Source organism: Nodosilinea nodulosa PCC 7104, from assembly GCF_000309385.1.
Lineage (GTDB): Bacteria > Cyanobacteriota > Cyanobacteriia > Phormidesmidales > Phormidesmidaceae > Nodosilinea > Nodosilinea nodulosa.
In genome coordinates this window covers 1,145,514-1,166,263 of the sequence record NZ_JH976537.1, presented here as the reverse complement: position 1 = coordinate 1,166,263, position 20,750 = coordinate 1,145,514, and the positions used below count along the sequence as shown (strand labels likewise).

Annotated in this window: 16 protein-coding genes and 3 pseudogenes; 6 read left to right on the top strand and 13 right to left on the bottom strand. The window is 53.6% G+C overall.

Annotated elements, in window-relative coordinates:
• Positions 1–126: 126 nt before the first annotated feature.
• Positions 127–495 (bottom strand): annotated as a pseudogene (locus LEPTO7104_RS0105045) (IS21 family transposase); the annotation flags it as partial.
• 91 nt (positions 496–586) lie between these two features.
• On the opposite strand from LEPTO7104_RS0105045, the gene LEPTO7104_RS0105040 reads away from it, so the two are divergent.
• Positions 587–2,242, top strand: coding sequence for an ISL3 family transposase (locus LEPTO7104_RS0105040; RefSeq protein WP_017297462.1), 1,656 nt, complete (start codon positions 587–589; stop codon positions 2,240–2,242).
• A gap of 70 nt (positions 2,243–2,312) precedes the next feature.
• Here the strand turns inward: LEPTO7104_RS0105040 and LEPTO7104_RS0105035 are convergent, their stop codons facing one another.
• The 7 genes and pseudogenes from LEPTO7104_RS0105035 to LEPTO7104_RS39895 all read right to left on the bottom strand — a co-directional run bounded on the left by LEPTO7104_RS0105035 (position 2,313) and on the right by LEPTO7104_RS39895 (position 9,516).
• Entirely contained in the window at positions 2,313–2,942 is a 630-nt protein-coding gene (locus tag LEPTO7104_RS0105035) for an IS630 family transposase (RefSeq protein WP_017297461.1), read from the bottom strand.
• A 449-nt stretch (positions 2,943–3,391) separates the two neighbouring features.
• Positions 3,392–3,788, bottom strand: a pseudogene (locus LEPTO7104_RS39900) (IS1 family transposase); the annotation flags it as partial.
• Positions 3,789–3,939: 151 nt separating this feature from the next.
• A complete protein-coding gene (locus tag LEPTO7104_RS0105025) occupies positions 3,940–5,139 on the bottom strand; it encodes an IS4 family transposase (protein WP_026072386.1) in 1,200 nt (399 codons plus the stop codon).
• 103 nt (positions 5,140–5,242) lie between these two features.
• Positions 5,243–5,467 (bottom strand): annotated as a pseudogene (locus LEPTO7104_RS43505) (hypothetical protein); the annotation flags it as partial.
• A complete protein-coding gene (locus LEPTO7104_RS0105015; protein WP_026072385.1) occupies positions 5,464–5,838 on the bottom strand; it encodes a DUF433 domain-containing protein in 375 nt (124 codons plus the stop codon). The pseudogene LEPTO7104_RS43505 and the gene LEPTO7104_RS0105015, both read right to left, overlap by 4 nt.
• Positions 5,839–6,029: 191 nt before the next feature.
• Positions 6,030–6,509, bottom strand: a complete 480-nt coding sequence (locus LEPTO7104_RS0105010) for a GNAT family N-acetyltransferase (RefSeq protein ID WP_017297457.1) — start codon at positions 6,507–6,509, stop codon at positions 6,030–6,032.
• 154 nt (positions 6,510–6,663) lie between these two features.
• Positions 6,664–9,516: a TrlF family AAA-like ATPase gene (locus LEPTO7104_RS39895; RefSeq protein WP_155523524.1), complete on the bottom strand. Its 2,853-nt coding sequence runs from the start codon at positions 9,514–9,516 to the stop codon at positions 6,664–6,666.
• 577 nt (positions 9,517–10,093) lie between these two features.
• Between LEPTO7104_RS39895 and LEPTO7104_RS0105000 the strand changes: the two genes are divergently transcribed.
• Both LEPTO7104_RS0105000 and LEPTO7104_RS0104995 read left to right on the top strand, forming a co-directional pair.
• Positions 10,094–10,354 (top strand): hypothetical protein, encoded by a 261-nt coding sequence (locus tag LEPTO7104_RS0105000; protein ID WP_017297455.1) that lies wholly within the window; start codon positions 10,094–10,096, stop codon positions 10,352–10,354.
• A 132-nt stretch (positions 10,355–10,486) separates the two neighbouring features.
• Positions 10,487–11,503, top strand: coding sequence for a cysteine hydrolase family protein (locus tag LEPTO7104_RS0104995; protein ID WP_017297454.1), 1,017 nt, complete (start codon positions 10,487–10,489; stop codon positions 11,501–11,503).
• A 241-nt stretch (positions 11,504–11,744) separates the two neighbouring features.
• Here LEPTO7104_RS0104995 and LEPTO7104_RS0104990 read toward each other — a convergent pair whose 3' ends face one another.
• Positions 11,745–12,353, bottom strand: coding sequence for a cytochrome b/b6 domain-containing protein (locus tag LEPTO7104_RS0104990; RefSeq protein ID WP_017297453.1), 609 nt, complete (start codon positions 12,351–12,353; stop codon positions 11,745–11,747).
• 420 nt (positions 12,354–12,773) lie between these two features.
• Here LEPTO7104_RS0104990 and LEPTO7104_RS0104985 point away from each other — a divergent pair, with 420 nt between their 5' ends.
• Positions 12,774–13,397 carry a TMEM165/GDT1 family protein gene (locus LEPTO7104_RS0104985; RefSeq protein ID WP_017297452.1) on the top strand — a complete coding sequence of 208 codons (624 nt, stop codon included), beginning with the start codon at positions 12,774–12,776 and terminating at the stop codon, positions 13,395–13,397.
• Between the two features lie 19 nt (positions 13,398–13,416).
• Here the strand turns inward: LEPTO7104_RS0104985 and LEPTO7104_RS0104980 are convergent, their stop codons facing one another.
• The 4 genes from LEPTO7104_RS0104980 to LEPTO7104_RS0104965 form a co-directional block, all read right to left on the bottom strand.
• Positions 13,417–13,857, bottom strand: a complete 441-nt coding sequence (locus tag LEPTO7104_RS0104980; RefSeq protein WP_017297451.1) for a YbjQ family protein — start codon at positions 13,855–13,857, stop codon at positions 13,417–13,419.
• 2 nt (positions 13,858–13,859) lie between these two features.
• Positions 13,860–14,207 (bottom strand): heavy metal-binding domain-containing protein, encoded by a 348-nt coding sequence (locus LEPTO7104_RS0104975; RefSeq protein WP_017297450.1) that lies wholly within the window; start codon positions 14,205–14,207, stop codon positions 13,860–13,862.
• Between the two features lie 208 nt (positions 14,208–14,415).
• Positions 14,416–15,195, bottom strand: a complete 780-nt coding sequence (locus LEPTO7104_RS0104970; RefSeq protein ID WP_017297449.1) for an ABC transporter permease — start codon at positions 15,193–15,195, stop codon at positions 14,416–14,418.
• Positions 15,192–16,112 (bottom strand): ABC transporter ATP-binding protein, encoded by a 921-nt coding sequence (locus tag LEPTO7104_RS0104965; protein WP_017297448.1) that lies wholly within the window; start codon positions 16,110–16,112, stop codon positions 15,192–15,194. The genes LEPTO7104_RS0104970 and LEPTO7104_RS0104965 overlap by 4 nt, the downstream gene beginning before the upstream one ends.
• Before the next feature lie 348 nt (positions 16,113–16,460).
• Here LEPTO7104_RS0104965 and LEPTO7104_RS0104955 point away from each other — a divergent pair, with 348 nt between their 5' ends.
• Positions 16,461–20,201, top strand: a complete 3,741-nt coding sequence (locus LEPTO7104_RS0104955) for a WD40 repeat domain-containing protein (protein WP_017297446.1) — start codon at positions 16,461–16,463, stop codon at positions 20,199–20,201.
• 309 nt (positions 20,202–20,510) lie between these two features.
• Positions 20,511–20,741: a hypothetical protein gene (locus LEPTO7104_RS43190; RefSeq protein WP_264307743.1), complete on the top strand. Its 231-nt coding sequence runs from the start codon at positions 20,511–20,513 to the stop codon at positions 20,739–20,741.
• Positions 20,742–20,750 lie beyond the last annotated feature (9 nt).

The following is a 20,750-nucleotide window of genomic DNA, read 5'->3' as shown; positions in this document are numbered from 1 at the left end:
CCGCCCACTCCACCCGTGGTGCCCAATGCCGTTTGGATCAATCCACCGATAGCAGCTCCTAACAGCCAGGCGGTTCCACACTAATTTGTTTTTAGTTTCTGTCTCATTTTTGTTGACACATTCCGCCCCGCCCGTATTGCGATAAGCCGCACTGAGACTATCGGTGCGATGTTCCTGAGGGGCTCCACCGCTAGCGAACAGCGCATTCTGCAGCCCTTCAGATAATGCAATGAAGCTCTCTCCCCCTTGAATCACCTGGGCATAACTCCACCCGCTGTAGGCCAGGCGGTAGTGATACAGCAAATGCTCAAACGGCTGTCCGTCGATGGTAATGGTCACCCCTTTGAGTTCGGTAAAGTCCGAAATGCCCATCACTCCCGGTTCATGGCGCAATTCGAACATCACCTCGGGGGCGTCCCCGTAAAGCGCTTTCCACGTCCTCACTCGCCGTTGCACGGTCCGCAGCACTTGCGGATACTGACCCGGTGCAAAATCGCATGAACTTCGGGCTCTTGGCCACTTTTGGTGATCCATCCAAGGAGAGCTATAGACAATAGGGGGATCCATTCTCGCTTTTGTTAACCCTATGGACCTCATCTCGCATCTACTCCCCAGCCAAACTGAGTTGAGCTTGCAGCACTGGGATTTGGATACGGCCACCCAGCAGGTCACGGTTTACCTCGCCTCTACACAGACCGTAGCTCAGTGTCCTCTCTGCCATCGTCCGAGTCACCGTATCCATAGCCACTACAACAGAACCTTGAAAGACTTACCTGTTGTCCAATTCAGTCTGACGATAGTGCTGACAGTCTGTAAGGTTTTCTGCCTCAATGAGGCCTGTCCTCGACGGATTTTTGCCGAACGCTTACCCAGAATCGTGGCCCCGTGGGCCAGGCGCACCATTCGTTACGCAGATCATCTCAAAGCTATAGCCCTAGCCTTAGCGGGTGCCGCTGGGGCTCGCCTGAGCGAACAGGTTGGCTATGGGCATAGTCGCAACTCAATGCTGCGAGTCATTGCGAGCCTGCCGTTACCGCAACTAACGACCCCAAAAATCTTAGGGGTAGACGATTTTGCCCTCCGCAAGGGGCACAACTATGGCACGATTTTGGTGGATCTTGAGCAGCACCAGCCGATTGCGTTGCTTCCGGATCGCGCGGCAGAAACGCTTGAAAGCTGGCTCAAAGAGCATCCCGGCGTCGAAATCTTATCTCGGGACCGCTCCAAGACCTACAAACGAGGGATGAGCCAAGGTGCACCGGATGCGATTCAAGTGGCGGATCGCTTTCATCTGTTGCACAATCTCGAAGAGACGTTGGAAACAGCGTTTAAGGGACATCACTCAGTCCTCAAACAGGTTGAAAAAGACCAGCGTCAGTCAAATGGTCTCAAGGTTCCGCATCCCTCAGACCTACCTGAGGATCCACAGTCTCCAAAAGCGCTCAACCGGGCTCATCGTTTGGAAATGTATGAGCAAACCCATGCCTTACGGCAGCAAGGGTACGCCATCAAAGACATCGCCCACCATCAGGGTATTGGCAAACGGACAGTTTACAAGTATTTGGCCGCGTCAACCTTTCCTGAACGACAACCCACTATTCGGCAACAGGGCAGTGGATTGGAGACTTATAAACCCTATCTTCAGGATCAATGGAACCGGGGACAGCAGCAGACCAAAGCTCTCTTTCATGAGATCCAACAACAGGGCTATCAGGGCAGTTACTCGACCCTGGCCCGCTATACCCATCAGCTGCGTCAATTACCGGCTTCGGGCCTACCAAGACCAGACTCTCTTAACGATTTGCCGGGCCGGGGGCCAGCTCCTTCCCTTTCAACCTCTCCTCAAAAGCCCTTGAGTGCTCGTCGAGCGGCATGGCTGATCTTACAGCGAACAGAAACCCGCACAACTGAAGACGACAGCTTATTAGAGCAGCTCGCTCAACAGCCCGAGTTATCGGGGGCGATCTCGCTGGCCCAAGGCTTTATTGATCTGGTGCGGCAGCGGATTCCCAGTCAGCTGGATGATTGGTTGCAGGCGGCTAAAACCAGCTCAATCAAAGCGTTCCAAAGCTTCGCCAAGGGGCTGGAGGAGGATTATGACGCGGTCAAAGCCGGGATGACGTTAGAGGTTAGCAATGGACCGGTAGAGGGGCAGAATAATCGGCTCAAAATGCTGAAACGGCAGATGTTTGGGCGCGCCAACTTGGAGTTGTTAGAGAAGCGGTTCATTTTGACCAGCTAAACAGCTGTAATTTGAGGACCGCAAAAGGTGCTAGTTTTGCACATCACCAAAAGTGGCCAAGAGCCCGAAGTTATGCAAATACGCAATTGCCAGCCTCCACCCAAATCCGCCGGGTGACAGGACACAACCCAACGCGATGCTCATCCTCACACCACACCTCGACGTCGGCGTCGGGATGGGTCTGCTGAATGTGCTCGACGTCGTCTTGGAGTTTTTTTTTCCAAGCTTCCTGAGTTTTGGGGTCGGCGTCTTGATGCTGAGGCCGAGGCACCCGCAGACGCCATTCCAGCTGACGCAGGTACACCCAGCCTTGTTGGCGACTGATGGGTTTATCGAGGAGTTCACTGAGATAGTCGGCCACTTTGCGCCCGTTCCATAATCCTCCGTCAGGAGCCGCCCCGCGCAGCACTTGCAACAGCAGGGCTTGTTGATCCTCTGTGAGCAAAGGGGTAGCCCCAGGATTCTCCCGGCGACCATCGCCAAGGCACTGTGGTCCATTGGCATTGTAGTCACGGACTAATTCGTAAATCCAATTGCGACTATAGCCAGTCACTTCGACGACTTCTTCACTGCGTTTGCCCTGCGCTAGCAACCAGATGATCTGATAATGAGACCTTTCAATCGGGCTTTTGGCTTGACGGTAGCGTTGAGCCAGGTCGTCAACACTGAGGTGGGGAGTGATGGTAATTCGCTTAGGCACCGAGAGAATACGGAGGAGTCAGAGGGGATTTCCCTATCTTAAATCATGGCTATTCATTCTGACTTGATATAAGCCCTTGGTCTCTTGAATGCTAGACTTATTTCTGCCTCAGGGTACTAGATTCGGTAGAGTCAATTTCATTGAGATTTAGAAGCGTAAACGACCTCAATACATGACACTTATTCTGTTAAAGCTTGCAAGTCAGCAGTGGCTAAGATACGACAGCCAATCTGTTATCTTTCAGGGAAGTGACACATAACCTGTTAGTGCTTGCTTGTAAAACCGAGTAGGCTTTAATGGCTAGAAACACCTAACATCAAAGGGTGTAGCGATTACGGCTTGGGCGACATAAATGTGTTAAGACGACAAACAATCTGTTACTCGACAACAGTACTGTACACGAGCACCCAGCCTAAAATCCTCTGTTTGAAGTGGTCGACGGCTGCCTACAGCCAAATCTTGTTTGTCTTGGTGCGCCTTCCCTAGCGCCGGAAACCGACGCGGGGTCGCACCGCTTTTAGCGCCGACAAAGGTTTCTAACTCATCGAGTTCGCCGACCTCTGGCGTTGGGTCAGGGTCGTAAGTATCGGGGAGTCGTTCGCCGACTTGCATCACCCAAAGGATCGCCGTCGTGTGATGCACCCCTTTGACCCGTACGATGGATTGGAATCCGAGGCCATTGGTGTACAGCTTGAGACAGTCACGCCTAACCTCATCTGAGTAGCCTCGGTGAGGGTCGTAGGCATCGATAAGCTGACGACTGCAGGCTACGCAGATGTGGTTTTGCTTACCTTTCCTCTTGCCATTCTTACGGATATGAGTGGCTCCACACTCCGGGCATTGCATCGCAGATTCCCCTAATTCATCTTTCAATTATGCAATGCCACTTTTTGCGGCGGACCTGCTGCGATCTAACCCTACGCTGCACTGAGTTCAATCAGACGCTTCAACTTTTGTCCTTGTACTGAGGACGGCGGCTTAACGGGTGACAACATACCTAAAGCGCTTGCTGCATCAGGGATAGAGCATAGAAACCTCGCTGAAAATAGCGGTGTTTGTGGGGTTTGAGTGCTATCAGGTGGCGCGCCCAGTCGGCCCATAATTCCATGGCATAGATCCAGCGATGGCCATAGAGGCCGAGACTAAAATCACTCTGGCGAGGCGTCTTGTCGTGGTGCTCTTGGATACGCCCAGCATACTGCTCTACCCCGAGGTGTTTCGTCTGCTGCCCATACATCGTGGCCCAACTGTAGGCCAAGGCGATCAGCAACACTAAGGCTAAAAACCGAGAGTCATTTACCTTGGCATTTTCCAGGTGATAGCCGCCCGTCTTGCAATCTTTGAAGAACTGTTCAATGCCCCAGCGACACCGATAGACCGCTAAGGTTCGTGCCAAGGTAGGCAAATTAGACAAGATATACCAGGGCTCTTTAGGCCCCTTTTGGCGGTACTTTCGCTTCCAATAGACGGCTAAGTTAAAGGGGCCAAGGCCATCGCCTTTATTGCACAAAATGCCCTGATAAAACCGAGACTGTCCTGGCTGGAAGCCCAGGTCTCTGAGCACACGGTACCCGCCTTCAGAATCGGTTTGGAAATGAAGCGCTTTTTTCTGCCGGAGCGCAAAGAACACCCTACGTTGATCCAACCATGCCGCCAGTTTAGGGCTATGGAACTCCCGGTCACCCAGCACGAGCACCGGATAAGACTTGAACAAGGACAGGGCCGTTTTGAGGAGTCGCTGTTGCGTTGTTAGGTCACTACTGCCCGTCTGCCCTAACAACTCCCAATAGACGGGTAAGGCGTGAGTCCCCCACACCACGCTGACCATAAAGATATTCCGTCCTTTCCATTCCGTGCGGTCGATAGCCAGAATCCAATAGCCATGTTGATGATGTTTGAGCGTTCTTAGACGGCGGCGTTGGTCGCGGTTCAACCCCCGTCCCGTTTGCACTTGCCGAATCCAATACTTGAGCAGTGGAAACCACAGCACCTTGAGGGTAAGTTTTGGCAGCGCTAAAAATCGCTGTAAGTTGCGTTTTCGACTTTGATACTGAATCGGCTGAGGAAAGACGCTGGCTAACACCGAGAGTTTGACCTGTCGGTGGGCCTGTAGCAATAGCAACAACAGCTGCAAGGTCAAGTACTGGGCTTCACTCAGGTGGGTGCGAAGGGTGGTTTGGTAGAATGCAGGAAACATATTGATTAGGGGGAGCCGCATTGGGGTTCCCTATTTTTTTGCCCCTCCATTGTCTCAAACCCTTATACCGTATGATGTTGATGGCCCTTGTCACCCGTTAAGGTTCTAGAGAGTCTTCGCCTTTCATGCTTCGGTTGGCCGTTAGCAAAATCATCTTATTTGACTGAGCAGTTCGCCAAACAACGCGATCGCTACTATCGATCGATAGATTCATCTCCTTAAAGGTAATGAAACGAACCGGGATGAGCTCCAACCATCCTTGACTCGCAACGTTGCCCAACAAAATTTCTGCGTGTCCTCCCAAGTTATGATCAACCAGGAAATTCATGCTTCTAGCTCATGCCTAGCTTTCTGGGCTCGGAGTTTCTCCCAGAGAGCCTCTCGGTCTGGTCTGGGTTGCGTTGCTGCAAAACGAGCAACGTGCTCACGGTTACGTTCCTCCCAGTACTGCCGATTTTCCTCAGATTGCTTCAGAACAAGCTGATATTCTTCTTCGACTTCAGAATGATTTGCTTCAATGTAAGATAAAGCAGCCTTAATCTGTGCCTCTGTTAGGTCAAACAAGGCACGGATGAATTTTGGCGGGTACTGAGCCGTCACGTAGTCCATCACATCGTAGAGAGTGATGCGTGTACCAGAAATTGTCAGCCCTCGTTCTGTACGGATGATGGCTGGTTGGGTGGGGGATACTGAAGTCATATCCATTAGCCTCCGAAGCCACGTAGGAAGTAATACTATCGTAACTTACAAATAATCTACATTGGCTAGATCCCCCCTGCCCCCTTATTAAGGGGGGTAAAGCATGCACCTTAGACAGCGAAAAACTGGGGAGATCTATAGCTAAGCAAATATGTATCTCACTCAATTGGGAACCGCCATAACAGATAAAGTTAGACTTCATAAATCATAATTACAAATTCTTCTTCAGTACCAGTTTTGACAAACTTCCCTATCTGCTCAAATCCCACTTGCGCCCAAACTCGTTGCGCCCGCTTGTTGAATTCCGCTATCGTTACCCGGCACTTCTGTGCCCTATATATGTTGGCTCCGTACTTCACTACGGCTTGAGCATAGTGCTTGCCATGTCCCTGACCAACTAAGTCTGGTCGTATTCCCATGCCGATGTCGAGGGCTTCAGTGGAGTAGTCGCCGCCTGGCACTTGGCCATCTGCTCCAAAAGAGCAATAGCCTTCAAGTTCTTCGTACACGTTTAAGATTGCATAAAAGGCATTTTTGGGGTCAGTTAGATAACATAAGTCTTCTTGGATAGTATTGATATCAAAGTTGTAAAAGTCATACGGAGGAAGGTAACGCCAACGAAGAATTGATAGTGCATGTTCTTTCCCAAGTCGTCGAAAGAAAAATCTCATATCGGATTCCTCCTTAAAACCATTTGAGAGAAAAAATCCTATCACAAGATTGCAGCTCAACAGTGGAGTTAAGCGGCGATAGATAACCTTAGAGGCTTAGAGGCATAGCCAGAATATTTCTTCGCCGCTCCAACGAAGTGTTAGACAGTTGTGCTTAAAACTTATAGCCATATTTTTCTTCTCTCTTCTTAAAGGCTAGCTCACCCCCTTCAAGAAGCTGCGTAATTTTATCACGAATATTTGAGTCTTCGATTGCTCCACAGGTGTATTTAATCAATCCTGCATCTGATTCTGCAACAATAATCTGCTCAGCATCAGTGTTAACTACAAGATTGGCATTATGAGTAGCAATTAATATTTGCCGCCTTCTCTTAGCGCTTCGAAAAGCAGGAACAAGTTCATTAAAGATAAAGCGGTTGTCGAGATGTTCCTCTGGCTGATCAATCAGCAGGGGCTTATCATCCAGTGACAACAAAATCTTGAGAAGGACAATAGCTCTCTCTCCCATTGATAGACTATCAATCGATTTGCAATTAAATCTTATCTCTACTCCCAAGTCAAAAAAGCGCGTAAAGACAGCATTTAGATAGTCTGAATTAGTTACGGAACGCTTTAAACGTAATTCCCTTGTCTTACTTTCTATCTCTCTTGCAACTTCAATACAAAGATCTTTAGAACTTTCATCCCCTAATATTTGTTCTTCAGTTTTGCCAAACAAGGTATCTATAGATTCAAATACGTCAGCTAAAAGGTGTTCAAGATCAATTTGAGAATGAGCACGGTTGTCTAACTTATCTGCTAATTGCTGAACATACTGAGCTTTGCCTCGTAGATCTATAAAGGCGGAGAATTGGAGGTTGCTTAGTATCTCATCTTTTCCATTTTCAAATTCATCTAGTATTCTTTGGAAAGAGTGTTTGATGATTAACATTTTCTCTAGCATATTGACATAGAGTTCAATTCTCTTGTCATTTAAGTCATTGAGTTGCTCCTTTTTATTATTAATTTCTAAGATTTCCGTCTCAGCCGTATGGATTTCGACATTTAAGGCAGTCATTTTTTGACGCAAATCCGCAATAGTTTTGCTAACGCCTTCTAAAGCAGATATTTCCTGATTTTTTGCGAAAACCTCTTCTCCAACATTAGTTTTGACTACTTCTAAGTATCGCTTGTTACCAGAGAGGCATTCTATAACTGCTGATAAATCCTTCAAGTCGATGGGCAATTCTTTAAGATCATCAGAATAATTAAGAGATGCTATTTGATTATTAAGGCTCAAAACATTGCCTTCATAAAACTGATTAAAATCCGAAACTCGAATTTCGAACTGCTGAAGCGATCTTAGAACTTCATCAATCCTTACTCTCTTGTTTTTCAACTCTTCTAATTTATCTGTCAAAATGCGTATGGCATCATCGCTTTGCTCTTGTCTACTTTCGACAGAGGAGATCCGAAGAGTAATATCATCTTTCTCTCCAATCTTCATTTTTAGATTATTGAGCGCTACTTCTTCTTTCTCAGATATTTCTTTGAATAATTGTTCAGTTCTAAGATTAATATTTTGAATTTCTTGCTCAATCGTAATCAAGTCTCTCTGTTTATTTTCATACGAAGCTTTGTGATCAGGCAGATCATCAAACACTAGTGCAAGGATATGCTCATTCAGCTTTTTGGGATTGGCTGAATATTCCTCAAAATGATTTTGAGTAAGGTATAAAATATCAGACCTTTCAAAGGGCTGAAATTCTCCTGCCCCTATCGTTGCCTCATAATTTTCCTGAGACCTAAATGTTAGAGAGAGATTTATAGGCGAAGTGGCAGGCTTTGTTTTTCCTTTCTGGCCATAGAGGCGATGAACAAACGAAGTTTCTAGGTTGAATAATTTTTTGCCTTCCTGGAAGCAAGATGCAATTATATCTAGTAATGCTGTTTTTCCAGAGCCACGACCACCTATGATAGTTATCAAATTTGAGTTCAACTCGACAGATAAATTATCAATTGTCAGAGAACTATTGAGTTCAGATTTATTGATTTTTAGACTATCTAATGTAAAAGAACTTTTCTGCGCTTCAGGATATTCTGGTTGAATTCTAACTCGTTCGTCTGGTTCATATAAAACTTGTTTCAGTCCTTCCCATGACGGTTTGGCTTTTATCCAGCAGTAACGCTTGTCATCAGGTTCTAAAAATCTTTCACTATAACTGTGAGAGTCACAACCCCAAAAACAAGGCTTTAGTGATTTAAATTCATTTATGAATTCGTCTTGAGACGAGTGCCGTTCACCTAGGCAGAATTCTCTTGTGCCTTCGTTTGAGGAGAAAACTGCATGCGACATTTGAATAAGTTGCTTTCTCACGGCATGGTCTTGACCTTGCCAACTCATCTCTGATAAGTTTTCGTCCGCAAGGACGAGGAGATATTTACCTCTGAATCTAGAATCAAGGCGTTCCTTAATTTGTTCGGTTTTAACAACAATATTCATACAGCCAACCCAAGCATCAGTCCTCTCTTGGAATGAAGGCTGTTGCTCCCGTAAGCTTCTCCCAAACTCAATTAAATTATTTAGCTTGAGTTTACGAGTATTTGGAGGTTCAAAGGGTGTTACATCATGGCAAAAATCTAAATCATGCAAAAAATTTTCTTCAATCTCTTGAGGAGGTATTTCTGGTGAAATCAATACGTGGAGATTTAAACGTTTAGATTCTTCACTTCCCCTTCTAGTTGAATAGATAACTTTATCAACCCGAAACTCTATATTTGGAAATATAAATATGTCTCCTAATCTTCCCGACTCTTTAAGACTTAAAACTTTTTTATAGCCTTCAATTGTAAAGTAGTCAGTAATACCTAAAGCAGCTATGCCCTTTTCTTGAGCCTTTGCAGTGATCTGAGTCACATATTTTTCCCATGTGTCAGGATCTTCTGCATCTCCAAAATCGCTATTAAGTATCGAAAAAGGTGTATGCAGATGAAAATCCCAAATATGCCACTTAGAACTTTGACCCATAACCTCTTCTATTCCACAAATCCGCTTTACTAAAGTAGCAGTTATCTACCGCTGCCGTCTAACTATGTGTTAAGTATCATATCCGCTGCATAAGTCCCCTATTCATCAGAATTACCTAGCACATTCAATGTTTAATTCCTTAAAATTCAGGAATTAAACATTGAATGTGCTGGATGTGCCCCTGACTTGGGGTGTTATCCGATAAGTCCTCATTCGTCTGCTAGCCAAGGGTTAAGAGTTGAGTCATCAACCGTAATTGGTTCTACGAGAACGTATCCCCTACATGCGAGCTTGGCCGATGGCTCTCTAGAGTTTGCCTGCCGTCAGCAAACCTTGATTTACAAAGTAGCCCATACGGTTGTACTTTGGCCCTGCTTCTGGCAGATTAAAACTGCGGGGAATGATTTTAGGCGGAGAAGAGAGGAGTTCGCACCTCCGCTCTTCTCCTGAGTCATCCCAACTTAGCCTAGGTAAGCTGGCGATAACCTGGAATCATTCTAGGCTCTAGCGTCTTATTACCTGCAATGGGGACAGCTAGACTCGTTCCCCGTTTTCTTTAGCGAAAACGGAGACCCGTATGTTTTTAGAACCCACCTCGGGGGATGAGTCCCCCGTACCCTTCACCCTGCCCACCTACCGCCAAGAAACCCTGCGGCACATTCTGCTGGGCGACTACGGCGTAATCACCGATGCCATTGGCCAACTGGTGGCGCTGGGCTACAGCGTTGGCGAAGCCTGCCCCAAGGGCAATCGCGTCGCCTGGTCAGACCCCATCCCCACCGGGCGCAGCGGCGAATACGTTGCCGTGATGACCCGCCGCCGAGGGATGCGATCGTAGGGCGATCGCCAATAAAATGGGCCTGTAGGGGCGCAGCATGCTGCGCCTCTGCGGGGTTCCTGATCATGAATCGGGGCTTACCAAATCCGATTTCGGATCAGACAGCGATCGCCCTTTTTTCCCCAAGCCGCCATGACGCAAACCCTGCCGATTCCCCCCTTCTTTGACCCCGACCGGGTCGGCGAAATCTGGCCCGTGCCCTACCAGCAGCGGGCCACCGACGCCAAAGCCTGGGCCGCCACCCACGGCATTGCCCCCGCCAGCGACGACAGCCGCCGCCTCTGCCTGCTGCTGATCGATGTGCAAAACACCTTCTGCCTGCCGGGCTTTGAGCTGTTTGTTGGCGGGCGATCGGGCCAGGGAGCCGTTGACGACAACCGCCGCCTGGGCGAGTTTATCTACCGCAACCTGGGGCAAATTACCAGCATTACCGCCACCCTCGACACCCACCAGACCATGCAGGTGTTTCACCCCTACTTCTGGGTCGATGCCGAGGGCAACAACCCGCCGCCCATGACCCTGATTCACTACGACGATGTGGTGCAGGGCAAGTGGCGGGTCAACCCAGCCGTCGCCGCCAACCTATCTTCCCCCCGCGACCTGCAGGAGTACGCCCTGCACTACACCAAAACCCTCGATGATCGGGGCAAATATCCCCTCACCATCTGGCCCTACCACTCCATGCTGGGGGGCATTGGCCACGCCCTGGTACCCGCGATCGAAGAGGCCTGCTTCTTTCACACCATCGCCCGCCAGAGCCAGACCCGCTTTGAGCTAAAGGGCAGCAACCCCCTGACCGAAAACTACTCGGTGCTCAGCCCCGAGGTGATGGCGGACGCGCAGGGAGGTGCGATCGCCCAGAAAAACACCCCCCTGATTCAAACCCTGCGGTCGTTTGACGCCGTCGTTATCGCTGGACAGGCCAAGAGCCACTGCGTCGCCTGGACGGTAGCCGACCTGCTCAGCGACATTCAGGCCACCGACCCGGCCCTGGCCCAAAAGGTCTACCTGCTCGACGACTGCGCCTCCCCAGTGGTGGTCCCCAACGTGGTCGATTTTACCGACCAGGCGGAGGACACCTACCAGCGCTTTGCCGAAGCGGGTATGCACCGGGTGCAGTCGACTACGGCGATCGCAGACTGGCCCTAGTCTGCGATTCATCAAGGCTGTTGGGCCATCGCTAGCTCAAGGCCGTCAATAGCTGCGATCACCCAATCGTAGCGGCTGCGCCGTTGCTGGTATTTTAAGCGAACGAGCCGCCGCTATAAATAGGCCAATAGCGGCAAAATGAATGCGGCAAAAATGCCGCCGATCACTACCAGCTCAACATCTTTTAAGGGAGCGTTTGTACGTTTCATAGACACAGTGTTCGGAAATTATTAATTAAGACCTAACGCCCAAATCGCTCGCGAAACTTTTCTCGGACATAACCTACCCAAAGCAGTGGCGAATCCTCAGGACGATACCTTGTCTGAGCCATTGATAGCAGCAGAGGCACTCCACCAACCTTAAGCCCCATGGCAATATGGCCCAGCAGCGTGAGCAGCAGTACCAGCCACGCGGCCAGGTGCAGCCGGTACCAAATGTGGTCTACCTCGCCAGCGGGAAGCCAGGTTTCTTGCATCATTCTGCCGGTAACTACGGCCAGCGTACTGGCCAAGAGTATAGCGGTATTTAGAAGTCGCTGAAGATTTGCCCACCAGCCGGGCTTACCGACTTGATGGCTGAGTCGCGCCCAAAAGTCAGGAAACAACAATCGCCGGTATCCCCAATGGAAACTATAGATAGCGAGAGCGGGAAATACCAGCAAAAAGAAAAGACCAAACGTGCCATGAATGCCCTGAATATCTGGCAGCAACGGCAAAGGAATAGAGCCAAACTGACCGTCGTAGGCGTTGTAAACCAAAAAGCCGGTAACTAAAGCAGCGATCGCGAGCCCGCCACTAATACTGTGTAAAAGCCTCAAAACCAAAGGCTGATAGGGAATTGATTTAGGCATTTTGGCCGCCAGTTTAAATTATTTTGGTCATCAAAAAAACATCATAGTCTAGAGAATCTTTCCCTGGCAAACAACTAAATATGAATAAAAAATGAAATCTGTCCAGCTCAAAAATGATTGAATTATGAAATAAAGGACTGCATCCTATGACCTTAATCAGTATTTTTAATTACGCTTAAATCTGCTATCTATGATATGGTTTAAGTCATGAAGGGGAGTAGCTTAGAGCTGTAGCGCAGCTCAATTATCTGAGTCAACATACTGGCGATGAGCCTGGCTCAGATGGTGAATTAGCACCGTAAATTAGAACTGTGCATTCGCAAGCGAGACCTTCACTGAGTCCACAACTGACGTGGGCTTGGTGGAGTTCTTTTGAGTATCCATCATGCCCGCTCAGGTTTCACAATCCTGGAGACGAGCATGCACCCCCTGACCGGATTTACCGCTGGTTTATTACTCATCACCCTATCCGAATTAGGGGATAAGACCTTTTTTATCGGCATGATTTTGGCCACCCGGCATCCCCGCCGCTGGGTGTTTGTAGGGGTTACTGCCGCGCTGTTTGTAATGACGGTTTTGTCGGTGGCGATCGGTCAAATGATCACGGTTTTCCCTAAGCATTTCGTGCAAGGGATATCGGTGGCCCTGTTTCTAGGCTTCGGGCTAAAGCTGCTGTACGATGCTGGCCGCATGGTTGGGCCGGGCAGCCTAGACGATGAGCAGGCTGACGCCCTGGAGGCCGTCGAAGCGCGCGAGGCTGGGGTGGGCACATGGTCGATCAAAATGGTGCTGATCGAGGCCTTTAGCCTCACGTTTGTGGCCGAGTGGGGCGATCGCACCCAGTTTGCCACCATCGCCCTGGCGGCGGCCAATCACCCGGTGGGGGTAGTGCTGGGGGCGACCCTGGGCCACGCGATCTGTGCGGCGATTGCCGTGGCCTGCGGCAAACTCATCGCCGGGCGCATTTCAGAACGCTGGTTAATGACCGTTGGCGGCTTTTTGTTCATTGTCTTTGGGCTGGTTGCCGCCGTGGAGATGGTGTAGAACACCCCCTGGCCCTGGGCTAGCGCACGCCGGTGCCGTAGGCAATCACCTCCAGGGCCACAACGCCCTTGCCGCTGTTGCCGCCGAGTTCAGCGGTTTGAATGCGGATGTTAACCACCTGGTCTGCGCCCCAGGCTAGGGCTGCCTCCTCCATCCGCAGTAGGGCCTCTCGGCGGCCCCGCTCGAGCAGGCTTTCATAAACCGTAATGCGCCCGCCAAATAAATTTAAGATCCCGGCGATAAACGTCTTAAAGAAGTCTGACGATATCACTACGCTACCGGTGAACAGTTGCGCCTGCTGAGCCTTGGGCAGAGATACCTTAGCTCCTGCGGTGCTGAGCATCAGCCCGCCAATGGCCTGCTCTCGCCGCTGCAAAAGCTGAAAGTGCTGCTTTTCGGCCCGGGTGCCAAAAAAGTAGCCAATTCCTAGCAGGATCGCAAAAACAATCAGTCCATCCATAGCTAATCCACCCGTACGGCGGTACCGTAGGCGAACAGCTCCGCCGCCCCCTGGGCTAGCGATGAGGTTGCAAAGCGTACGTTAACAATGGCGTTAGCGCCTAGCCGCTGGGCATCCTGCACCATGCGGTTAGTGGCCTCCTGCCGGGCCTCTTGCAGCAGTTCGGTATAGCCCTTAAGCTCACCGCCGACGATATTTTTAAGCCCGGCGGCAATATCGCGACCGATGTGTTTGGCGCGTACCGAACTGCCCTGAACCAAACCCAAATGCTGCGTAATGGTTTTGCCGGGAACAGTTTCGATGTTGGTGAGAATAATGGTTGATGCAGACGATCGAGGTTGAACGGTCATCGTAGGCGACCTGAAGCCCTATAAAACAACCACAACCCTAGCCTTTGGGACCACCCGCGTCGATAGTTTCTAACGGTTTACCCACCATTGCTTGCAAAGCGTTACACAGGGCGGCTCTGGCTAGGAGACCCCCGATCGCCGCCTTGGCCGCAGGAGAAATCCGCTGGGGGATTGTGGGTGTGGGCGACCCAGGGGGCGAGGGCGGTTGTCAACTAAACAGCCTGGGGTAAATCCGCAGGGCTGCCAACCGGGCCATTACCACCATCCACCCCAGCAGCCACAGCAGCAGTAGGGGCCACTGGGGAGGAAGCCCCATGGGCCAGCGCAGCAGGTCCACCAGAGCCGCTAAAGGCAGCAGGTTGGCGATGCTTTCCAGCAGCGGCGGCAGTGTGCTTCTGGGAAAGTAGGTGCCGGAGAGGGTAAACATGGGGATGACGATGAGGAAGATTGGCACATTTACCTGGTCAACCTTGTTGACAACCCCGGCCACCAGCAGGCCAAAGGCCCCAAACAGAAGGCTACCCAGCACAATCAGCGGCAGCGATAGCACCAGGCTAGAGAGGTCGTAGAGATGGGCGATGACCGCCACCAGGCCGGTGAGGGTGCCCGCGATCGCCCCCTTCGTCGCCGCCCAGAACCAGTCGCCCAAAAACACCTCGGTAAAGCTCAGGGGTGCGGTCAGCAGCGCCTGCCAGGTCTTCTGAAAATTCAGTCTAATGAAGCTGCTGTAAGCCCCCTCAAAAAACGCTTGAAACAACACTCCAATCGCAATCATGCCCGCCGCCAAAAACTGCGGGTAGGGCACCCTTTGGCCCAAATATTCGACATCGCCGACCAGCGGCGTGAGGCCGTAGCCAAAGGCCAGCAGGTACACGATTGGCTCAGAGATGGGCGGCAAAAAGTTTACCAGCCAGGTGCTGCGGTACACCTGAAAGTGGCGCCACCAGACCGAGTAGACTCCCCAGGGGGTGGCGGTGATCAGCTTCATTCCAGCACGCTCCCGGTGAGGCGGAGAAACACATCTTCTAAGTTAGCTGGCCGCCGCCGCAGACGGGTGGGGCGATGGGCCTGGATTTGCTGCCACATCGCGTCGGGGTCAGCGTCGGGTAGGGACACCAGGTAGCCGCTGCCAAAGGCGCGATACCAGGCCCCCTGGCGAGCAGCCAGATCCCTGAGCGGGTCTGGGGCCACCCCTTCGACCTCGGCAATTTCTCGGCCGATGACGCGGGCCACCAGGTCGCTGGGGGACCCTTCGTCGATCACTTTGCCCCTCTGGAGCAGCAGCAGGCGATCGCAAAGCCTTTGCGCTTCGTCCATGTAGTGGGTGGTCAGCAAAATCCCGCAGCCACTGGCTTTAAGCTGCTGCACCAGCCGCCAGAAGTCCTGCCGCGCGTCCGGGTCAAGGCCAGTGGTGGGCTCATCGAGAAAAACAATCTTGGGGTTGTTCAGCAGGGCGCGGGCCAGCACCAATCGCCGTTTCATGCCGCCGGAGAGCTCGTCAACCTGGGCGTCGGCCCGATGCTCCAGGTTGACCAACGCCAGCAGTTCCCCCGCCCGCTGCCGGGCCAGCGCGCCGGTAATGCGGTAGTGGTGAGCAAAGTGGGTGAGGTTGTTGAATACCGTAAAGTCTGGGTCGAGGTTGTCTTCTTGGGTCACAATGCCCATCTGGGCGCGGGCCAGCTGCCCCTGCCCCGGCAGCTGCCAGGGGCCAAACCGCACAAATCCTCTGGTGGGAATGACCGTGCCAAACAGCATGCCTACAGTAGTGGTTTTGCCCGCCCCGTTGGGTCCTAGCAGGCCAACGATCTCCCCCGGTGCCAGGGTAAAACTAATGCCCTGCACCACGGCCTCGTCACCGTAGGACTTCCAGAGGTCGTAGGCGGTCAAACTTAGCGCATCAGCCACGATATTCTCCCTGTCGTGTCCCTGAAAGTCTTACATGATGGCCCATTTCGGCCTCTTCTCCCGCCCTTAGCCCTGAATAAAAATGCTGCCAGGCCTCACGTCCCTACTGCCCCACTCATCTCATCTCCCTCGGCACTGTAGCAAAATCTGTCCTAAACCATCCTGATGTATCAATCCAGCGCTGAAATATGAACTGGTAGATGCACCCTGATCATTCCCTGGCCCTCGGGCTGGGGAATTTTTTTGGGTTCGATTAGCCCGATCAGACCTAGGCTCGCCCCCAAAAGTTCTGAAAAATTCAGGTTAAACTGAGGCCAAGATTTGGGGTCATCTGTAGCTGTCTGGCCAATGGACTTTGAGGACATCGCTATTCTCATCAACCAGGTTGCCGTAGAGCGCAAGGGTCGCCCTCTAAAAGATGTAGAGCGCCTGGTGCTGAAGGGGTCATGGGAGAACAAGACCTATTCGGCCATGGCCACTCCCACCGTGGGCTACACCGAAGACTATCTTAAAAAAGATGTTGGCCCCAAGCTCTGGCAGTTTCTGACAGACCTGGTAGATGTCGACAGTCGAGGCATTCGCGTCACCAAGCGCAATATTCAAAATGTGCTTCAGACCTGGGCGGCTCAGGAGCGAATGGCGGACCCAGATCTCGACGAAAAAGGACCGCCACCACCGCCTCTAGATACCGCTACCCCAACGGTTGCCCGCCCGGCCCTGGTGGTGCGCGACACGCCCCGCATTGACCTGACCGACTGTGATGGGCGCGCAGCCGAGCTAGACCGGATCAGCCAGTGGATTGTGGCCGATCGCTGCCGCACAGTGGTGCTGTGGGGCCTGCCAGGGATGGGGAAGACCACGCTGGCCGCCGCGATCGCCGCCGCGATCGGCCCTCAGATGGAGCACTGCGGCTACCTGGCACTGCCCCCCAATGCCGCCGATGAAGCGGTACTGGCCGCCATTGTGCAATGGCTCGACCCGGCTGCGCCGGCCCTATCGCCCCTGGCCGCCGTTGACTGGGTCCTCGACCAGCTGGAGCAGCGCCGGACCCTGCTGATTTTGGACGACATGGAGCAGTTGTTTGAGCCACAGGCGCTGTTGGGTACCTACCGATCTAGCGCTAAGGCGATGCAGCGCTTGTTTCACCAGGGGGCCGAGCGTCGCCACCAGAGCTGCCTGATCTGGGTCAGCCGCGAAAAACCTGCCGACCTCTCCCAGGTGCAGGGACCGCGAGTGAGGGAGTGTGCCCTGGGCGACCTGGCGATCGAGGGGGTGCGCCCCCTGCTGCAAACATCCGGAAGCCCCACCGTCAGTGCCGAGGACTGGGCTGCGCTGGCAGAGTGCTATGGCGGCTACCCCCTGGTGCTGAGGGGGGTCGGGGCAATTCTGCGAGACCTGTACCAGGGGCAGCCCAGGGCGCTGCTTCAGGCCCCCAATTTGGCGGTGCCGATGGTGGTGCAGCGCACCTTTAGCGAGGCCCTAGAGCGGTTGCTACCCGAGGAGTGGGCCTTGCTCTACGGGCTGGCTCTGGCCCAGGAGCCTATCACCCGCGACGACCTGCTCGCCACCCTACAGCCAGCGCTCGAAGACGCCGTGGTGCAGTCGGTGCTGGGTCGCGGCTGGGTGGTGGGCGTCGCCACCGAAGGCAGCGATCTCGTGCTGAGCCTGAGGCCCATAGTGCAGAGCATGGTGTTAGAGCGGCTGCGGGGGGAACTCATGGCCGAGCTAGAGACTGAGTCCCTGGGCTGGCTCCAGCGGTTGCCCCTGGTGACGATGACGGCGCGCGAGGTGGTGCAGGAGCGACAGCGGGCGGTTGTGCTAGTCCCTTTGGCCGATGGGCTGAGACGCCATTACGCGACCAAGGAGCTGCTGGCTGCCAAGGGCGATCGCCTGCTCAAAACCCTCTCTAGCCTGGCCAATCGACCCGGCTATGGAGCCAGCAATCTGATCCATCTCTGCCAGCACCTGGGGCTGGGGTTGAGCGGAGTAAACTTTTCCCACCTGGCGATTTGGCAGGGAGACCTGCGCCGGGTGAGCCTGCAGGGCGCTGACTTTAGCCAGGCCCAGTTCAGCGATACTGCCTTTGCCACCGCCCTGGGCCGCGACCCGGTGGCGGCCTTTAGCCCGGCCTCTGCCCCCTCCCATCGCCGCTACCTGGCCACGGGCGACCACGAGGGTCGCCTGCTGCTGTGGGACCTGAAGCGGGGCAAGCTGGAGTGGATGTTTGACGAAGATCAGTCCCAGGGGGTGCGATCGCTGGCCTTTAGCCCCCAGGGCGATCTGCTGGCGGTGGGCACCGAGACTGGGCAGATCTGGCTGTGGCCAGTGGGGGCTACCTACCAAACCGATATCCTCAACGATCACCAGGCAGCGGTGGGCGCCCTGGCCTTTAGCCCCGACGGTGGCCAATTGGCCTCGGGCGACGACAGCGGACGACTGTGCCTGTGGGAGGTTGCCTCGGGATTTTGCCAGGGGCGGCTAGAGAGCCACTATGGGGCGATTCACAGTCTGGCCTACAGTGCCGCAGGCGATCGCCTGGTCAGCGGCGGCGACGATCAGCGGGCCTGTCTGTGGCAGACGCGCGATCGCACCCTGCTCAAAGACTTCCAGGCGCGATCGACGGCGAACCTGCGCACCGCTGGGTTTTTGGCCGACCCCAACGCCCCTGCCTGCCCGGCCATTCCCTTTGCGGCGGGGTACGACGATCACTGCCTCACTATTTGGAATTTAGAAACCGGGCTGCCTTGCTGGATTTTACCCGCCGAGGTGCAGGCGCTACCGGCCCTGGCCATCAGCCCTGACGGGCGCTACCTGGTGTGCAGCCGCCAGAACTTCAGCGTTTCGGTCTGGGATATTCCCGATCGTCGTGCCTGCTACACCCTGCCCTCGCTGGGGGCGCCGGTGTGGGCGCTGGCCTTTAGCGCCGACAGCCGCTACTTTGTCACCGGCAGCAACTACACCATCAAGCTCTGGAGTGCTAAGCGAGGCCAGTGCTGGCGCAGCTTTCTCAGTCAGGCGCACCGGGTGGGGTGTTTGGCCTTTAGTGCCGACCCCGCCACCGCCTCCAGCGCCGACCATGGCAGCGGCACCATCTTGACCGGCCACGATGACACCCACCTGCGCCTGTGGCAGATCCGTTCAGATAGCCCCTACGCCAGCGGCCCTCGCACCCTGGTTGGTCACGGTGGCTTGGTGCGCACTGTAGCCCTGAGCGCCGATGGCCAGTGGTTGGCCAGCAGCGCCGACGATCAGACCCTGCGCCTGTGGTCGGCGGTCAGCGGCGAGAGCCAGTGGGTTTGGCCCACCGCCGCCCCGGCCACCCTGCTCAGCTTTAGCCCCGCTGGCCCATGGTTAGCCAGCGCCAGCCTGGCGGGCCATATCTCTCTGTGGAATATCACCACCGGCAGCTGCATCGGCGATTTAGAGGGCACCCCCGATAGCCCATCGGCCCTGGCCTTCAGTGTCGATGGGCGATGGCTGATCGTCGGCGCCCGGGATGGCACCATTGGCCTCTGGCCGCTGCACAGCCGCGTTGGTGAAGTCTCCCCAGAGAATCAGGGGCCTGAGCCGCGCATTCTGAGCGGGCACCAGGGCCAGGTGCATGGGCTGGCGGTGAGTTTGGATGGGGCGGTATTGGCCAGCGCCAGCCACGATGGCACCCTGCGCTGGTGGAGCCTGGCGGATATTTTGGCGGGCGTTTCGAGTCAGGAGCCTGCCCTGGGCCAGTGGCGACACCCAACCGAGCAGTGGCTACAGGGAGTGACCACCAGCCCCACCGGGGAGATTCTGGCCATTACCAGCGAGGCCGCCCAGGTGGAAGTGTGGGCCGTTGAGACCAACCATTGTCCCCACGTTTTGCGGGGCCACAGCCAGGACATTTGGCAGGTTTCTGTCAGCCCCAGCCGCACCCACCTGGTCACCGCCAGCCAGGATGACGAAATTCGCGTCTGGGCTTTAGACTCCGGCCTATGCCAGCAGACCCTGCGGCCCGATCGCCCCTACGAGGGCGTCAACATTCGCGGGGCCACCGGTCTGTCGGATACCGAACAACGGATGCTGAAATCTCTGGGCGCGATCGTCAGTTACTGAGCAAGCTGCCGCCAAAGGGAACACTGCTAAAAGCAATTTCACGGCTTCTATCCGATGCAAGCTGGATAGGCCAGTCGGATAGGAGTTAGGGCCAATCGGTTAGGATGGAATTACTCAGTCGTCAGATCTGGCTTAATTTTTTGACCCTGCTGCCCGCCACCGGGCTGACAATGTTGACTATCGCTGTGGTATTTCTGCGTTTTTATGGCGAACAAGATTTCCGATTCCTCGAACTCATTAGCCAGCCCAGAATCTGGAGTAACCGACTCACTGTGGCAGCCCTCCTGGCTGCACTGGCTAATTTCGGCGTTGAGTGGAACCGTCGAAATCGAGAAACAGACCGCCAGGCTGAGGAAGAGCAACGAAGAGCTGAGGAAGAGCAACGAAGAGCTGAGGAAGAGCAACGAAGAGCTGAGGAAGAACGGCAAGGACTTGAGGAGCGAGAACGAGCGACTCGCAGAGCTGCAATCCAAAATCGATGGATCGTTCTCCAAACACGGCATCAACTTGCCCCTGGCGAGTCGACCCGAGCAGCCCTAGAGGATTTTC

Bases quoted from the DNA above. Each gene is read 5' to 3' on its own strand.
- LEPTO7104_RS0104955 (WP_017297446.1), top strand. From the start codon at position 16,461: ATGGACTTTGAGGACATCGCTATTCTCATCAACCAGGTTGCCGTAGAG.
- LEPTO7104_RS0104980 (WP_017297451.1), bottom strand. From the start codon at position 13,857: ATGGATGGACTGATTGTTTTTGCGATCCTGCTAGGAATTGGCTACTTT.
- LEPTO7104_RS0104975 (WP_017297450.1), bottom strand. From the start codon at position 14,207: ATGACCGTTCAACCTCGATCGTCTGCATCAACCATTATTCTCACCAAC.
- LEPTO7104_RS0105015 (WP_026072385.1), bottom strand. From the start codon at position 5,838: ATGACTTCAGTATCCCCCACCCAACCAGCCATCATCCGTACAGAACGA.
- LEPTO7104_RS0104970 (WP_017297449.1), bottom strand. From the start codon at position 15,195: ATGAAGCTGATCACCGCCACCCCCTGGGGAGTCTACTCGGTCTGGTGG.
- LEPTO7104_RS0105000 (WP_017297455.1), top strand. From the start codon at position 10,094: ATGTTTTTAGAACCCACCTCGGGGGATGAGTCCCCCGTACCCTTCACC.
- LEPTO7104_RS0105040 (WP_017297462.1), top strand. From the start codon at position 587: ATGGACCTCATCTCGCATCTACTCCCCAGCCAAACTGAGTTGAGCTTG.
- LEPTO7104_RS0104995 (WP_017297454.1), top strand. From the start codon at position 10,487: ATGACGCAAACCCTGCCGATTCCCCCCTTCTTTGACCCCGACCGGGTC.
- LEPTO7104_RS0105025 (WP_026072386.1), bottom strand. From the start codon at position 5,139: ATGTTTCCTGCATTCTACCAAACCACCCTTCGCACCCACCTGAGTGAA.
- LEPTO7104_RS39895 (WP_155523524.1), bottom strand. From the start codon at position 9,516: ATGGGTCAAAGTTCTAAGTGGCATATTTGGGATTTTCATCTGCATACA.
- LEPTO7104_RS0105010 (WP_017297457.1), bottom strand. From the start codon at position 6,509: ATGAGATTTTTCTTTCGACGACTTGGGAAAGAACATGCACTATCAATT.
- LEPTO7104_RS0104985 (WP_017297452.1), top strand. From the start codon at position 12,774: ATGCACCCCCTGACCGGATTTACCGCTGGTTTATTACTCATCACCCTA.
- LEPTO7104_RS0104990 (WP_017297453.1), bottom strand. From the start codon at position 12,353: ATGCCTAAATCAATTCCCTATCAGCCTTTGGTTTTGAGGCTTTTACAC.